The 15,578-nt window shown below is 63.8% G+C and carries 12 protein-coding genes and 1 pseudogene; 5 read left to right on the plus strand and 8 right to left on the minus strand.

What is annotated here, in order from left to right:
- Window positions 1–166 precede the first annotated feature (166 nt).
- Both ACIBQX_RS20995 and ACIBQX_RS21000 read left to right on the plus strand, forming a co-directional pair.
- On the plus strand, window positions 167–703 hold the full coding sequence (locus ACIBQX_RS20995; protein ID WP_397006870.1) for a helix-turn-helix domain-containing protein: 537 nt from the start codon (window positions 167–169) through the stop codon (window positions 701–703).
- Between the two features lie 72 nt (window positions 704–775).
- On the plus strand, window positions 776–1,618 hold the full coding sequence (locus ACIBQX_RS21000) for an alpha/beta fold hydrolase (RefSeq protein ID WP_397006872.1): 843 nt from the start codon (window positions 776–778) through the stop codon (window positions 1,616–1,618).
- Between the two features lie 422 nt (window positions 1,619–2,040).
- Here the strand turns inward: ACIBQX_RS21000 and istB are convergent, their stop codons facing one another.
- From istB to ACIBQX_RS21015, 3 genes and pseudogenes are all read right to left on the minus strand, one after another.
- Window positions 2,041–2,850, minus strand: coding sequence for an IS21-like element helper ATPase IstB (istB, locus tag ACIBQX_RS21005; RefSeq protein ID WP_397006874.1), 810 nt, complete (start codon window positions 2,848–2,850; stop codon window positions 2,041–2,043).
- Window positions 2,847–4,498, minus strand: a pseudogene (gene istA / locus ACIBQX_RS21010) (IS21 family transposase). The gene istB and the pseudogene istA overlap by 4 nt, the downstream one beginning before the upstream one ends.
- A 189-nt stretch (window positions 4,499–4,687) precedes the next feature.
- Window positions 4,688–5,302, minus strand: coding sequence for a hypothetical protein (locus ACIBQX_RS21015; RefSeq protein ID WP_397006876.1), 615 nt, complete (start codon window positions 5,300–5,302; stop codon window positions 4,688–4,690).
- A 2,081-nt stretch (window positions 5,303–7,383) separates the two neighbouring features.
- Here ACIBQX_RS21015 and ACIBQX_RS21020 point away from each other — a divergent pair.
- The 3 genes from ACIBQX_RS21020 (at window position 7,384) to ACIBQX_RS21030 (ending at window position 12,673) form a co-directional block, all read left to right on the plus strand.
- On the plus strand, window positions 7,384–7,965 hold the full coding sequence (locus tag ACIBQX_RS21020) for a hypothetical protein (protein WP_397006878.1): 582 nt from the start codon (window positions 7,384–7,386) through the stop codon (window positions 7,963–7,965).
- 90 nt (window positions 7,966–8,055) lie between these two features.
- On the plus strand, window positions 8,056–12,174 hold the full coding sequence (locus ACIBQX_RS21025; protein ID WP_397006880.1) for an SGNH/GDSL hydrolase family protein: 4,119 nt from the start codon (window positions 8,056–8,058) through the stop codon (window positions 12,172–12,174).
- A gap of 64 nt (window positions 12,175–12,238) precedes the next feature.
- On the plus strand, window positions 12,239–12,673 hold the full coding sequence (locus ACIBQX_RS21030) for a hypothetical protein (RefSeq protein WP_397006882.1): 435 nt from the start codon (window positions 12,239–12,241) through the stop codon (window positions 12,671–12,673).
- A 117-nt stretch (window positions 12,674–12,790) separates the two neighbouring features.
- Here ACIBQX_RS21030 and ACIBQX_RS21035 read toward each other — a convergent pair whose 3' ends face one another.
- The 5 genes from ACIBQX_RS21035 to ACIBQX_RS21055 all read right to left on the minus strand — a co-directional run bounded on the left by ACIBQX_RS21035 (window position 12,791) and on the right by ACIBQX_RS21055 (window position 15,547).
- The gene (locus ACIBQX_RS21035) at window positions 12,791–13,063 is read right to left on the minus strand and encodes an integrase core domain-containing protein (protein ID WP_397006884.1); all 273 of its coding nucleotides are present in this window, start codon (window positions 13,061–13,063) and stop codon (window positions 12,791–12,793) included.
- A gap of 113 nt (window positions 13,064–13,176) precedes the next feature.
- Complete coding sequence (locus ACIBQX_RS21040) at window positions 13,177–13,434, minus strand: integrase core domain-containing protein (RefSeq protein WP_397006886.1); 258 nt, start codon at window positions 13,432–13,434, stop codon at window positions 13,177–13,179.
- A 5-nt stretch (window positions 13,435–13,439) separates the two neighbouring features.
- Window positions 13,440–13,844 carry an integrase core domain-containing protein gene (locus ACIBQX_RS21045; RefSeq protein ID WP_397006888.1) on the minus strand — a complete coding sequence of 135 codons (405 nt, stop codon included), beginning with the start codon at window positions 13,842–13,844 and terminating at the stop codon, window positions 13,440–13,442.
- 62 nt (window positions 13,845–13,906) lie between these two features.
- The gene (locus tag ACIBQX_RS21050) at window positions 13,907–14,968 is read right to left on the minus strand and encodes an integrase core domain-containing protein (protein WP_397006890.1); all 1,062 of its coding nucleotides are present in this window, start codon (window positions 14,966–14,968) and stop codon (window positions 13,907–13,909) included.
- A gap of 192 nt (window positions 14,969–15,160) precedes the next feature.
- Window positions 15,161–15,547 (minus strand): hypothetical protein, encoded by a 387-nt coding sequence (locus tag ACIBQX_RS21055; RefSeq protein WP_397006892.1) that lies wholly within the window; start codon window positions 15,545–15,547, stop codon window positions 15,161–15,163.
- Between the last annotated feature and the right edge of the window lie 31 nt (window positions 15,548–15,578).

Here is a 15,578-nt window from a genome sequence, read left to right on the forward strand (position 1 = left end):
GCGCAAGCCCTGTTTGGGGGGAGAAGGGCAGGCGTCAGCTAGCGTTACCACCGTTGACGTCGAGTCCTGGTGGTGATGGTGATGGCGGCGGAGGAATCGAACTCCAGGGGCACGGCGGCGGCGCCGCCGCCGTGACGCCGCAGCGACGCGGCAGGCGCTGCTGGAGGTGGCCCGCCAGCGGTTCGCTCGCGACCGCTTCGAGGCGGTCAGTGTCAGGGACATCGCCGCGGAGGTCGGCGTCAACGTCGCCCTGGTGTACCGCTACTTCGGGTCGAAGGCAGGGTTATTCGCCACGGCGGCGGCGGACTCGGCGATGTTCGGGCAGTTGGACGTACCGGCCGAGGAGCTGCCTGACCGGATGGCCGAGCTGCTGGCGTCCAGCGTGGCGCACTCGCCCGGCCTGGACGACCTGCTCACGGTCTGGCGGCTCATCGGGGAGACCTCCGATGAGGAGGGGCTGCCCGAGAAGGTGCGGGACTACGCCGAGAACACTGTCGTCGGGCCGTTCGCCACGGTCGCGGCCGGTGACGACCCGCGGCTGCGCGCGGAGCTGGCCGCCGCGCTTCTCGCTGGGATCAGGGTGCTGCGGTGGGCGTCTCCGCAGGGACGGCTGGCCACCGCGCCGCCCGAGCAGGTGGTCGAGTACGTCCGCCAGGGAGTGTGGGCACTGCTGCACGGCAGTGCCGGGGAAGGCAGTAAGTAAACATATTTACTTACTAAACGGGCTGACGCTATCGTGCGGATGTAAACGTGTTTACTTCGTATGGAGCCTGCCATGAAGACACAGCGCACGCACTACGTCACCACCACCGACGGCGTCACCATCGGCGGAACCGTGCACGGCCAGGGACGGCCACTGGTGTTCCTGCACGGGGGCATCGGCGACAGCGACATCGACTGGAACCGGCTGCTGGAGCACCTGATCGGCCGGTTCACCTGCCATCTGCCGAGCATGCGCGGCCGTGGCCTCAGCGGCGACCACCCCGACCTCAGCCCGGGCCGACAGGTCGACGACGTCCTCGCCTACCTCGACAGCATCGGGGAATCGACCGGGCTGGTGGGCTGGTCCGCCGGCGCCAACCTGGCACTCGGCGCGACAGCGCGGTCCCACGCGGTGGACGCGGTGGTCCTCGTGGAGCCTCCGATGCGGGGCCTGATGAACGAGCAGGAGCAAGCGGTCATCGGCAACGCCGTCGCCCGGATGGGAGAACTGGCCGCCGAAGGCGACTTGACGGCTGCGGTCCGCGCGTTCGCGGGCGGGCCCTTCAACGACGAGGAGATGGCTGTAGCCGAGGACGCCGGCTACTTCGAGGCCGCGGGTCGCTATGTCCCGCACCTGCTCAACATGCTCCAGCAAGTGGTGGCCTACGAAGGCCCCACCGCTGAGGATCCGGCCGTGCTCGGCGCGATCTCCGCTCCAGTGCTGGTGTTGCACGGATCCGACACCATGCCCTTCTACCACGCCAGCGCGCGGCACGTGGCCGACCACGTCCCCAACGCACGGGTGCGCGAGATCCCCGGCGCCGGGCACGCCGCCCCGCTCACCCATCCCGAGACACTCGCCAAGACGTTCGCCGAGTTCTTCGTAGCTGCGCGGCCGTCTGGGCTTGTTTCATAGGCGGGTTCCGTTGCAGGTCCACGCCCGACTCGGTCCAGCGTCAGGCCAAGGAAGACGGTGTCAGCGCGGGCCTGAGCGCGACGGATCTCGTCTTTCATCTCACGCATCTGATCGCGAAGCTCGCGCATGTTCCGCGTAAGGACGGCAGTGCGCAGGCGGGTCTCCTCGAGCCGTTGCCGCAGGCCCTCGACCTGCTCGCGCCAAAGGCTGCCAACAGCGCGAGAAAGTCGGGACGGCCAAGAAGCTGATCACTGTTTGTCGGGATCTCCTTGAGTCCTGATGCTCTTCCTCGACGCTGTGATGATCGCCGTCGTCCGTCCCGGGTCAAGATCGTTCGTCCTCGCTTCGCTGCGGGCGCTGCATCTTGACCCGTTCCTCCCAGCGGCGGACTAGGGCGTTGTCGAGGAAGGCCAGAAGAAGGGTCAGCCGGCGGCCTTGCTCGCGACGGCGGCGGCGTCGGCGTGAGCGCGGGTCTGAGCCAGCCGGTAGGACTCGGTGCCGGTCTCGATGATGTTGCCGCCGTAGGTGAGCCGGTCCACGATCGCGGCGCAGAGCCGCGGCTCGGTAAATGTCTTGGTCCATCCCGAAAACGACTCATTTGAGGCAATCGCGATACTGTTCGTCTCCTCCCTCTCGGTCAAAACCTGGAACAAAAGTTCGGCTCCGCGACGATCAAGCTCCATGTAGCCCAGCTCATCCAGGCAAAGGAGATCGACGCGGCCGTAGCGGGCGATGGTCTTGGTCAGCACCTTCTCATCGGCGGCCTCGACCAGCTCGTTGACCAGTTTCGCGGCCAGGGTGTACTTGACCTTGAACCCGGCCATCGCGGCCTCGGTGCCCAGCGCGATGAGCAGGTGCGACTTACCCGTCCCCGAATCGCCGATCAGACACAGCGGCTGATGCTTGCGCACCCAGTCGCAGGTGGCCAGTGTGTTGATGACGGCCGGGTCAACGTTGGGGTTGGCGTCGAAGTCGAACTCGCGCAGCGACTTCTGCCGCGGGAAGCTCGCCATCTTGATCCGCCGATCCGAGGCTCTGCGGGCGCGGTAGTCGCATTCGGCCATCAGCAACTCGGCCAGGAAGCCCAGGTAGCTCATCTGCTCGCGGGCGGCCTGGGCGGCCAGGTCGGTGAACTGGCCGCGCATGGTCGGCAGCCTGAGTTTCTGGCAGGCCTGGTAGATGGCCGCCTCGGCAGCTTCCTCGGTCAGCCCGCGGCGGTGAAAGGTGGTCATGACTCTCCCTCGGATGCGGGCCGACCGCCGGGGCGACGGCGCAGCAGCTGGTCATAGACGGCCACCGACGGCAGCGGCCGGGTGTCGGGCGGCAGTTGGGCCAGCCGCCGGGTGGTCAGCGACACCACCGCGGGCTCATCCAGCCAGGCCAGCCGCTCCGGCCGGGGCGGGATCGGGCCCGGAACAGGATCGCCGTCGGACTGAGCGGCCTTGCGCGCCTCCAGTGCGACGGCGTCGGCGGTCAGCGCGCCCACCGTCAGAGCGGCCGCGATCCCGGCCACCACATGCCGATGCTCCATGTGCCGGTGCAGCAGCAGCACCTCGATCAGTGCCCGGGTGCCAGCCGCGTCCCCGTGCTTGCGACGCGCGGCCGCCCACCACGCCTCGTGTGCAGCGGTGAAGGTGCCCGCAGCCCGAGCCTGCTCCAGCGCGGTCGCCCCGGGCAGCGCGCCCGGCTTGCGCGCCAGCGCCTCCAGGTAGTGGTCCAGCTCCAACCGGGACCCGCCCTTGGCGATCAGCCGCTCGTGCCGAGCCACCTCCACCCCCTTGTGGTAGACGACCAGGTGAGAGGCGAACAGCATGACCCGCACCTGATGCCCGGCCAGCCGGACGGGCACCGAGTAGCGGTTAGTGCGCACGCTGATCTGCCCGTGCAAGGTCACCCGCGGCGTCAGCAGCCGACCGATCTCGAACGACTCGACCGGCAGCGGCGCCAGCAGCGGCCGTTCCTGGGCGAAGCGCTCGCCGATGGTCTGGGCGCGCATCCGAATCCGGCGCCGCTCATCCTTCACGTCCCACTGGTCGATCAGCGCGTTGAGCTCGCTGATCGAGTTCACCTCGGGGACGGGCACCAGGTGATTGCGGCGGAACCAGCCGATCTGGCCCTCCACACCACCTTTCTCATGAGCTCCTTCCAGTCCGGGCCGGCAGTAGAAGGCGTCGATCCCGGCCCAGCTGCGGAAGGTCACCCATCGCTCGTTTTCCACCCGGCCGCGGGTGAAGCCCAGCACCTTGGCCACCGCCGGCCGCAGGTTGTCATAGCGCACCTTGCCCGTCGGCACGCCGCCCAGCACGGTCAGCGCGTGCACGTGCCCCTCGAAGAACGCCTCCTGCGAGCAGGTGAGAAAGATTCGGTGCACGGCCTTGCCCGACCAGGAAAGCCGGAACGCGAACAGATAGCACCGGGTCAGCTGGCCCGCCAAGTTCACCCACACATCGCCGAAGTCCACCTCGCTTCGGCGCCCGGCTGATGCGTCTGCTCGATGAAGACGGCCGAAGGCCCCCGGCCCTCCTCTAATCGGATCTCGGCGCGGCGACGGCGAACGTAGTCGCGCACCATCGAGTACGAGACGTCCTCGGCACCGTGCTCCTCCAGCAGCCGATTCCACATGCGCACCACGGTGTGCCGCTGCTTGGGCGGCGCATCCAAGTCGACCCGCAGCATCTGATCGATCAACGGCTTGTAAGAGTCCAGCCGCGACGCACGAGGCGGCAGCGGTTTACGTGGCGTCGGCCAGGCCGATCGGAGCGCCTGGGCGACCGTACGACGGTGCACCCCGTACTTCAGCGCCAGCGCCCGCCCCGACATGCCCTTGCGGGCATCTCGCCGAATCGCCGCGAACAACTCGACCTTGCCACGGCTCGCCATCGGAATCCCCTTCATATGGGGTACACCGATGGTCTCACCGGCCGCACAAAAGTGGTACCAAAACTGACTGACATCGCCTTCGCGCTTCCGGGCGGTGGAGCCTTCGCTGGCCGACATCTGGTCCCACTTCTCGCCTACAGAATCACACCGCCACAGCGGCCGCTCACCCTGACCCTTTTCAGACATCCTCTAGCCAGCCGCAATGATCGATTTCGCGTTGGTCACCCATCGAGCGAACTCGAGTTTCGCCGACTCAAGATTATCCTTTTCCTGCGCCAGGAGCTGGGCTTCATAACCCGCCCTAACTGTCTTATAGGTTTCCAGCAGATTGACCTGTGTACGGCATTTGGCATCGACTGCCGCAACCCGGCGCTCTTCTTCTGAAGCAGCGGTTGCTGCATCCCGTTTCTCCCAACGTTGGTCATGGGCAGGGACAACCGGACTGTCATACTGCAAACCAGATTCGGCCATGCAGGTCCGCCATTTCGCGATTGCTTCTTTTATCCTGCTATCGGTCATGGCATAGCCTCGAGACCGAGAAGCCAGCATTCGCGCATCGGCAGGAAGTTGACTGTCCCCGTAGACCTTCATGCGCGCCTCGCCACTGCAGCCTCCCTTAGGTATTTGCGCACCATTACTTGCTTCTGACGCCAAGCCATCGTAGGCCTTCATTTCCTCAGTTGACGGCGCGTGTTTCACTGAATTTTCTGCGTTGAATTCAGCGATCTGCTGTTCATCGATAGTGGCTCGTGGATAGCCTTCTTTGGCTGCTACCTGTACGTCCAGTACATCGAAGACATCCACCTCACCTGAGGGCTCAGGGCTCCAAGTACGGATGGAGTCGTTGCTCCACTGTTTGAAACCCAGTGCACGCATGCAGTTAGCCGCAGCGAGATCGTGTGCGATGTGAAGTGTGCGCAGATCCTCTCTTGGAGATAGATATGGATCTAGCGGCATCGCGAACTTGCCGTCAGGGCCAGGCGTAAGCAAGGTACCAATCGACGGTTCGGTTGGTCTTGGTTCCGGAGGCTTCCGAGATGTCCCAGGTGAGGGCATTAGCGGCGAGGGCGACGCTGTAACCCCCGGCAAGGGACTCTGAACGGTTGGCGATGTGGCGATCACCGCTGAACTTGCGACGCGCTCCCCTTGCGTCTGGGCACAACCAGAGACTGCGACCACCGCGATCGCTAGCGCACCCAGATACAGGCTGTCTTTTTTAATACTGATCATCGCTGATACCTACCTCTGCCAATAGCAGTTTGTCGGGTCTCCCAGGCTCTGGTCGCTACAGAACGCCTCCGTATAGAGGAACGTATTGTAGTCGTTGTTCAGATTCACAGAGAGAACGTCATGATATGGGTCCCCCTGACACCCTGCCATGTTGATCCACATGCTGAAATAGCGATCTTGCCAGGAGTCCCAGATCCATCGGAACTGCCAGAATTGATACGGAGTACTCATCCATTCGTGCTGGTCGGGGTAGCCGCACGCCGAGGGGCCTGCGGGAGGAGCGACAGGTAGATCTACATGTCCGAGCCATAACCAACTGTTGTTGTTGGCCAGGCTCCAATATCCATTGGAGTACTCATAATCCGACCACAGCTGATTCGCCGAGCTTCCATTATATGGGAAAGTTATAACCCGTCCGGTCGGCTGAGTCGAAGAATTCCACACTTCCAGATAGTGACCGTCATACACATTCTGCCATCTGGAGGTAGAATCTGCATGAGAAACTCCAGGTGGTAGTGCCACGAAGATGATTGCCATCACTGCAGCTATGAGGCCAGCTGCACGCTTCAAGATGTGCGTTCCTTTGGTGGGCATGGCTTTCATCGCTCATCTCCCTATCCTGTTCGACCGTTCGACCCGGCTCGTGTACGCCGCCGCGACAATGAGTGCACCATGCACATGGCAACACGACTAGATCGCGCACGCTAGAGCCAATCACACAGAAAGCGCACATTCTGCGCATATAACAATCGTACCCAGGTTGCTCCTTAGAGTAGTCTGGCTGGAGCCTTGTCACGTTCTAGGCATACATGACATGATCATGAAGCTCTTCGGTAAATGGAGGTGCGCCTTTTGGTTCCGTTCCGGATAGTTGGACCTATCATGATCGGCCCGAATGGTTTTACGCCGGTTCATCCCCCAAGGCGTAGGCGCTTCTGAGGCGTGCTTTCAAGTTGGTGATTCGCACTAATGTAACTCTGTGCGAGATTCATCGCCATGCCGTTCTCCTGAGAGTTCCACTTGATACTAAGGGCGCATCGACGGACTTGGCCCGGGAGCAAGGCTTGTCGCTCTACGCGCGGTCTCATTTGTTGCAGCTTCTTGGAAATGCATATCGCGCTCGAAAGGCTACAGTCTGTGACTAGATATTGTATGACTGTCAAGCTCGCAGTCAGTGGCCTTGCATGTTGGGATCTGGTTCGAAACGAAGCATGATTCATGCCGCTTCTGCTTGCAAGGGGTTGAAATGAAAATTTTCTGCTTGATCTAAGCATGGCCGGCATGTTCCTATTACGGCGATGGATACCCTTCGGGGTCTTCCCAACCTGCGGAGCCTGCATGTCAAACCCGGTAAGATGGTGGCTGCCATCTGCAGCAGCAGCGGTGTTCTTATCCACGCTTGCCCCCAGGAGACAGCGCGCTAGCAGCATCGACGAGCGACCGGATAGCCTCCTATGAGGCATCGCCTCCGCCGTCCACAGCTGGGCAGGCTGATCCCGGCCAGTCGAAGAACCCGGAAGCGGATCTGCCGGGAACTTGTCCGGTGCCAAAACCCTGCTCGTGGCGCTGGCCTGCGGTTTTCGTGTCGTCGTCAGACGGCTCTGCGATACTCATGGATCAGCCCGGAGACGGCGGTTCGTCGCTGTATCCGAGTCGTGAGATCGATCACATCGGCCGGATCGCGTGTGGGCGGGCGTAGCGCGACCCGCCGACCGTCCCGCTCGACTACGGCCACTCCAAGCCGAGAAGAGGATACGGCCTTCTACGGCAAGGAGAAAAAGCTCCCCGACGGCCGTGAGGTGCCCGCCGGAGGCTGCTACGGAGATGCGCTGCGCCAGGTGGCGGTAGGCGTCCAGAAGGACGACGAGGCGCTCGTGCAACGACTCAAGAACACGGCCTACGAGCAGGGCGCGGGCGATGAGCGGGTCACGGCCGCCACGGAACGCTGGAGCACCTGTATGGCGGCCGCGGGACTCTCGTATAAGACCCCTGAGGACGCTTGGCAGGATCCTCGCTGGGCGGCACATCGCAACGGCGGTCCGCTGACACCGGAGGAGAAGTCGACGGCTAGCGCCGATATGGCATGCAAGCTTCAGGTCGACTATCTGAGAGTTCGGTCCGAGGCTGAGATCAAGGCGCAGCACAGCGTGATCGAAGCTCACTCCGCCGAGTTGAAGGCGTTAAAGGACGATCTGCAGGTCAGGCTGAGCAACGCGGCGAAGCTTCTGACGAACTGAGACAAGCCACGTCGGCGGGGCACGTCCTGGGAAATTCTCTTGGCTGGGCGCGGGAGTGCCTGCGCTCAGTCTGTTTCAGGAGCACGCTCCATGGTCGGCGACGGGCACGGCCTCCTGGCAGATCGTGGACACCCGGATCCACGAAATAGGCCTCGTAAAGTTTCGCGATGTGTTGAGGAGCACAAGCCAGTGAAACGAACCTGTACCGTCCTGTTATCCGTCTCCTTGTTATTGGCCGCCATTTCTGTGCCGGACAACGGAAGTACCGCCACCGCCGAAGCCGCACCGGCGAAGGCGGCTCCCTCCTCCGCCCCGGCCGCGGTCGACCCTGCTCAGCGTGACCGTGTCCTGTCCAAGGACTGGAGAACATCGAAGGACGTTGCCGTAACCGCGACCGGTGACGCCGACGGGTTCCATGTCCTCGCCGCGAAGTCCTCTGACGGGTACGCCTGGCAGACCATCGCCACGCTCAGCGAGCCAGGCATGGACACCGACCAGTGGGTTGGCAACGCCTGCGTGACCGGTTCGGGCAGCAAGGTGCTCGCGGTCTACGCCCCGCGGCACTTCACCAACCGTGCCCATCTGTTCAGCCGGGGAGCGTTCGCCGCCGTCGTCGATGTGGCGACCGGTGCGGTGACCAAGCTCAAGGATCAGGTCAGTCTCGCGTACTACAACCCCGGTTGCGGCGCTGGCGACCAGGTCGCACTCACTCAAGGCACCACCGACGACCACCGGAGCACTCGCCTGTTCACCGTCGACGCCGGCTCCGGCAAGCCTGGTTCGCCCGTCGTCGTCCAGAGCCAGGTGACCTCCGCTATAGCCGTGGAGGACAGCATCATCGCGGCCGCAGACCAACGGCTTGTGAGAGTCGAGCCATCCGGCGAGCTCACGACGCTTGCCAAAACCGAAGGTGTTCCCTTCGCCCTGCGTGCCACCGCCGACGGTGGGATCGCGTTCATGGACAGGGCCGGCGACGCGGGCGAGGTTCGCGTCCGGCACCACCGTCAAGGCACGACGCGTACGCTCGCCACCGGCTACCTCGGCGACCTGGCCCTTCACGCCGGGGCGGGCGGTCGCATCTTCGTCACCGGGCAGGCCCGCAGTCAGGGCGACCTGCCTGACGGCGTCTCCCTGATAGGCGGGCCGCCGCAGGTGCAGTCGGTCTCCTCCGAGGGAGCACTGCTCATCAAGAGCGCGGCGCATCGCGGGCTCAAACGCGACGGGCAGAGCGACCAGGCCAACACCGGCTTCAGCGGCACCGTGCGGGAGCGGTCAGGCGCCGAACCGGTCGACATCGAGGCCCAAGTATCTCAGACAGGATCTCCGCTGACCTTCGCGGTCGAGCCCGACGGCGTCGCCGTCTCGCCCTCCGGCGGCGCGGAGAACCCGAAGCTGACCCAGGCCCGCGCCCAGATCGCCAAGCGGGTCGGCATCGCCGCGACCTCTCCAGGGACAATCGACATCAACTACACCTGCGCGGTGCCGCGCAACGACCCGAAGACGCAGGTGTACCAGCCGCACTGGCGTCAGGTCGAGTGGGCCGTGGACCAACTCGTCTTCAAAAACCGGCTGCAGGTCGTCCGCCCGTCCAGTTGGAAGGGTATCGACGTCCCGCAGTGGAACCCACAGGCCCTCTTCCCGGTGCCGGACCTTGTCGGCGGCGGCCGGGTCCCGGTCTCGGTCATGTTCGGCATCCTCGCCCAGGAGTCGAACCTGTGGCAGGCGCAACGAGACGTGTTACCTGGCGAGACCGGCAATCCCCTGGTAGGCAACTACTACGGTGTCGAAATCTACGACGGCAACCCCAGCAACGACTGGGACATCAGGTTCGACAAAGCCGACTGCGGTTACGGGCTGACCCAGCAGACCGACGGTATGCGTAAGGGAGCGGGGCCGTGGGATGCGGCGACCCAACGCCGGATCGGCATGGACTACGCCACCAACATCGCCGCCGGCCTGACCACGCTGGCCGCCAAATGGAACGAGATCCAGACCGACACCGGCGGCGCCATGAAGGTCAACAACGGTGATCCTCAGTGGATCGAGAACTGGTACTTCGCGATCTGGGCGTACAACTCGGGTTATTACCCCAAGGCCCAGGCGAGCGCGAACGGCGGCGCGTGGGGTGTCGGCTGGACGAACAACCCCAGAAACTCCGATTACCCGGCGGGCCGTCGCCCGTTCCTGGACAACAACTCCTACGCCGACGCCGCGCATCCGCAACACTGGCCCTATCAGGAGAAGGTACTCGGCTGGGCGGCCTGGCCGATCGCCAAGACCTACTTCGACACGACCAGCAACACGTGGAAGACCGAAGGCGGTTACAACTACGCCTGGTGGAACTCGACGGAGTTCCGTACGAATCTCGTGCCCACGATACCGACGGCCCCGGCCACCGTGGACGTGGGAGCGTTCTGCACCACCGAGAACGAATGCGACGCCGCGACCAGTTGCTCCAGGAGCGACTGGAAATGTTGGTGGCATTCGCCGAAGGCGTGGAAGACCTGTCCTACCGCGTGCGGCAACGAAGCCTACTTACGGTACGACGCCTCCTACGCGGGCATCGAGCGCGCCGAACCGCAGGATCAGTGGACGGAGTGTTACACGCCAGGACTGCCGGCGACGACCGGCGACACGACGAACGTGCTGATCATCGATGACATCCCCAGCTCTGTGCCGCCGCAGCGCGGGAACTGCTTCAACACTGAATGGACGAACTCCGGCACCCTGTCCTTCGAGTTCGAGAACGATCCGGCCACCGGAGATGTACCGGGACGAGCCGACTTCGGGCAACTCGGCAACGGCTTCGGCGGCCATCTGTGGTGGGGGTATTCGCGCAGCCCCGCGCATCTCGGCGACACCATGAAGGTGACCGGCACCTGGCAGCTCGACCAGGACATCAATGGATGGGCCCGGGTCCTGGTACACGTGCCCAAACGCCGGGCGGAGACCCAGCAGGCGCCCTATACGGTCGATCTCGGCAACGGGAGGAAACAGACGCGCTACCTGTCACAAGGGCGGCTGGAGAACAGCTGGCAGAGCCTGGGCGTCTTCGATTTCAAGGGCACGCCCAAGGTGTCCTTGACCAATCTGAACCAGGAGGGGCACGGCAACGTCGCCGTGGCCTTCGACGCCATCGCCTTCCAGGTGCTGGCCAAGAAGCCCAAGCACTTCGTGGTCGGGATGGGCGACTCCTACGCGTCGGGCGAGGGGCTCGGCAACTACTACAAGGAAACGGACGTCGACTACCAGAAGGCGACGTGGAACGCCTGCCGGCGCAGTAAGGACTCCTGGATCAGGAAGACCGTGCTGCCTGGTGAGACCGAGACGATCGCGGCGCTCGCCGACCGGTTCGACCCAAAACTGGATTTCCATTTCGTCGCCTGCTCGGGGGCCACGACCATCGGCATCAAGCGCACGTCGCCGTCGTGGCAGACCGCCGCGTACCAGTGGAGTGATTATCGGGACCGAGCGGAGGGACGGTTCCGGGAGATCAGTCAACTGGAAGCCGGTTACCTCGACGAGAACACGTCACTCGTGACCCTGTCCATCGGCGGAAACGACGCCGGGTTCCCTTCTGTGGTGCAGAAGTGTTACTTGCTGGGTTGCCAAGGGGACGAGCAGGAACTGCAGGAGGACATCGTCGGGGCGGTGAACAACTGGGTATACGACCTCGACAACAATGGCACGAACGTCGCCTACAACGTACGGGACACGCTTGAGCTGATCGGCGATGCCGTGCAGAACTATCTGCCCGCCCGTGGCAAGAAGGCCAAAATCGTGCTCATGGGATATCCCCGCATCTTTGACGGGGACCCGATGGTCGACCCGGAGAAGCCCTGCCAATCCACGACCCATTTCACGCTCGACGAGTTGGAGGTGCTGAACCGGCTCTCCGAGTTCATGGCGAGCCAGGAATCCACCATGGTGGCGTCCCTCAAGTCGGCGGGAGAGGAGGTCTCCTTCGCCAATCCCATATCCGCGTTCGGCGCTCACGGGGCATGTGACGACGACCCGTGGATCCTGCCGGTAAACTTCGCCGACACCGGGGGCGGGGACTTCGGAGACCTGCTCGACTGCGCCATCAACGACGGCGGCAGGTGTGCCAGCCGAACGTCCATGCACCCCAACGCCAAGGGCCTCGCCGCCTACATCCAGGTTCTGCAGAGCCATCTGTCCGATCCGGCGGTCAACTACACCGGCTGGTAAGCCGCAGGCGGGAGTCATTTCCGGGGTACCGCGCGGGCCGAGTACCGTGCGGTACACTCATGACATGAAAGGCAAAAAGTGGCCGCGGCTGTCCAGTGTTACGCTGGTTGCGCTTTTTGCCTTTGTCGCAGGCGTTATCTTCGTCCCGTACCTGTTATATGGCGCGATCGTCGAATCCGGCATTGAGACACGTTCTGAAGAGGCGTTGCAGGATTATGTCGGGCAACTCGATCGGCAGCTTGCGAAGGATCCATCGGGCGACCTGTGGCGGCATACGCCGGGGCCTGGTGTGATCAGGGCGACTCGGCCCGGCGAAGATTCTCTGGTGATCTCGACCGCTGTCACCGTCGAGGCAGGAGGCATATTCTTCAGCTCGGGCTACGAAGTGCGCTGTTATGACATCGTCTTCACCAACCTCGGAGCAGCCGACCAGGCACACGAATTGCGCAAGGTGCCAGGGTGCCCCCAGGAACTGCGTGGTCCCGGCGTTCCGCTTTGAGCGCCGCGCCAGAGGGAATCGACGAACCTGCGCCTGCCGAAAATTACATCTATGCAGTTCAAGCGGCATGTGAGTACTCATGGAGGACCCCACCGAGTCGATCCCGTCTGCGTACGCTCAACTCGGTAATCCGTGTCGGATTCGTGATCGGGTCAGGACGGTGCGTAGCGGGGCCGCTTGGTCCAGGGCTTGGTGGGCGCGGTGCCGGTTGTAGAAGTGTTCATACTCGTACAGGGCGTGCCACAGGTGGCGCTCGTTCCATACCAGGCAGCGGTCGAGAAGTTCGCAGTGGCACGACTGCACCCACCGCTCCATGACCGCGTTCATGCGCGGCACCCGGATCCCGGTGAGCACGGTCGGGATACCGGCCTCGGCCAGGATCTCGTCCATGAGACCGGGGAACTTCCCATCTCGATCATGGATTAGGTAGCGAGCCCGGCAGCCAGCCTGTACCGCTTCAAAATACATCGCATAGGGCTTGAGCTGGGAGTTCTCTGGACTGGCTACGCGGCTCGGTGGTACTCGTTGATCAGCCCGTCGAGTATCTTGCGGCGTTCGATCCGACCTTCCAGCGGTACAACGGTCCGCTCATCGTGATCGGGTGGTCGCTGCGAGCGGGACTGGTGCGGGCGATGACCGTTGTAGTGGTCGATATACTCGGCCAGCTCCGAGCGCAGGTGCCGTTCGTTGTAGATCAGCATGCGGTCGGTGCACTCGGCTCGTACGGTACGCACCCTGCGCCTGCCGAGAATTACATCCATGCAGTTCAAGCGGCATGTGAGTACTCATGGAGGACCCCGCCGAGCCGGTCCCGTCTGCGTACGCTCAGCTCGGCGATTCGCGTCGGATCCGTGATCGGCTCCGGGACGGTGCGTAGCGGGGCCGCTTGATCCGGGGCTTGATGGGCGCGGTGCCGATTGTAGAACCGCTCGTACTCACGCAGGGCGTGCCGCAGGTGGCGTTCGTTCAACAGCAGGCAGCGGTCGAGAAGTTCGCGGCGGCACGACTGCGCCCACCGCTCCATGATCGAGTTTATGCGCGGCGTCCGGATCCCGGTCAGCACGGTCCGGACGCCGACCTCGGCCAGGATCTCGTCCATGAGGCCGGGGAACTTCCCATCTTGGTCCCGGATCAGGTAGCGAGCTCGGCAGCCGACCTCTTCCAAGTCCATCACGGGCTTGTACCGCTTCAAAACTCGTACACGCGGTCTGAGCTGGCGATTTGTCCGGCCTGCTATGCGGCTCGGTGGTACTCGTTGACGACTCCGCCGAGCACCCTTCGGCGCTGGATTCGGCCTTCCAACGGCACCACGACGTGCTCGTCTTGATCGGGTGGGCGTTGGTGGCGGGACTGGTGCGGGCGATGATTGTTGTAGTGCTCGGCGTACTCGTTCAGGACCGATCGAAGGTGTCGTTCGTCGTAGATCAGCATCTGGTCGGTACATTCAGCTCGGACGGTGCGGATCCAGCGTTCGGCGTAGCAGTTAGCGCGGGGTGTCCGCGGCGGAGTCTTCATCACCGTGACACCTGCCCCGGCAAAAATCTCATCGAAGACGGCAGTGAACTTGGTGTCCCGGTCCCGAATGAGGAACCTGAACGAGGTGGCCCCGCGCCCGAGGTCCATGAGCAGGTTGCGGGCCTGCTGAGCCGTCCAGGCGCCGGTGGGATGGGCGGTGACGCCCAGGACGTGAACGCGTCGTGCTTCTACCTCAATGACGAACAACACGTACAGGCGCTTCAAGAAGATCGTGTCAACGTGGAAGAAGTCGCAGGCGAGCAGCCCTTTTGCCTGCAGCCGTAGAAACGTCCGCCAAGAAGTGTCGAGGCTTCGTGGCGCCGGACGGTGCCGGCGCGAACGCAGGATCCGTCGCACGGTCGCTTCGCTAACCTGAACGCCGAGGCGAACGAGTTCACCATGTACCCGCCGGTACCCCCACCTGGGGTTCTCGTGGGCCAGACGGAGGACCAGATCTTGGATCTCCTTGCTGGTTCCGGGACGGCCAGTGCGGTGGGGGTAGGTCCACGAGCGTTTGATCAAACGACGATGCCAGGCCAATAGAGTGCTTGGGGTGACCAGTCGGTGAGCGCGCAGGGCCATCGGCAGGAAACCGGCCAACGCCGCCAGGACCGCTCGATCGGCCCAGTCCAGCTTCGGCCGGGCGACCTGGCGCCTTAATAAGGCCACCTCGTGGCGGAGCACCATGATCTCGACGTCTTTGGACGCCTGACCACGCCCCAGCAACACCAGCCAGCCAAACACCCGAATCAAGGACAGGTACAGCAGCCGAACCGACACGGATTGCGATCTTGCCCGCTTGGTCGCCGGAGGTCAAAACCGCAGATCAAGCCCCACGCGATGAGTTATGAAGCGGTACAGGATGCCTGCGGGGGTACTGGATCAAGGCCTTCTTGCTTGAGGATCTCCCAGACTGTGGCCGGCGCGATCTTGATGCCGAGTGTGGCGAGCTCCATGTACCCGCCGATATCCTCAGCCGGGGTTCTCCCGAACCAGGCGCAGGATGAGGGCGCGGATGGAGCGGACCGTTCGTCGGCGCCCACGTCGGTTCGGCCGGCAGGTACGGGCATGACGCCGTCGCATCAGGTCGCGGTGCCAGCGCAGGACGGTGTCCGGGCGGACGAGGAACCGCAGTCGGCGCAGAACCTCACGCGGCAGTGAGGTCAGGAGCACGGCGAGAAAGGCCCGGTCCTCGGGTGCGAATCTCACTCTGGTGTCGGCGCCGAGCGGGCGTTGGAGAACGGTGATCTGGTGGCGCAGGGCGAGTATCACCACGTCCTTGTCCCGATCGCTCAGGGGCAGCAACCGCAGCGCGGCGAACGTGTTCGTGACGGTGAGGTAGGCCAGGCGAACGAGCACGACTGATCGTCCTGCCGCACGCGTTTCCGTC

This window comes from Nonomuraea sp. NPDC049714 (assembly GCF_044465295.1).
GTDB lineage: Bacteria > Actinomycetota > Actinomycetes > Streptosporangiales > Streptosporangiaceae > Nonomuraea.

What these genes read in the sequence shown, in the direction of transcription:
- ACIBQX_RS21000 (WP_397006872.1), top strand. Translation starts at nt 776, where the DNA reads ATGAAGACACAGCGCACGCACTACGTCACCACCACCGACGGCGTCACC.
- istB (WP_397006874.1), bottom strand. Translation starts at nt 2,850, where the DNA reads ATGACCACCTTTCACCGCCGCGGGCTGACCGAGGAAGCTGCCGAGGCG.
- ACIBQX_RS21025 (WP_397006880.1), top strand. Translation starts at nt 8,056, where the DNA reads ATGGTCGGCGACGGGCACGGCCTCCTGGCAGATCGTGGACACCCGGAT.
- ACIBQX_RS21030 (WP_397006882.1), top strand. Translation starts at nt 12,239, where the DNA reads ATGAAAGGCAAAAAGTGGCCGCGGCTGTCCAGTGTTACGCTGGTTGCG.
- ACIBQX_RS21035 (WP_397006884.1), bottom strand. Translation starts at nt 13,063, where the DNA reads ATGGACGAGATCCTGGCCGAGGCCGGTATCCCGACCGTGCTCACCGGG.
- ACIBQX_RS21040 (WP_397006886.1), bottom strand. Translation starts at nt 13,434, where the DNA reads ATGGATGTAATTCTCGGCAGGCGCAGGGTGCGTACCGTACGAGCCGAG.
- ACIBQX_RS21045 (WP_397006888.1), bottom strand. Translation starts at nt 13,844, where the DNA reads ATGGACTTGGAAGAGGTCGGCTGCCGAGCTCGCTACCTGATCCGGGAC.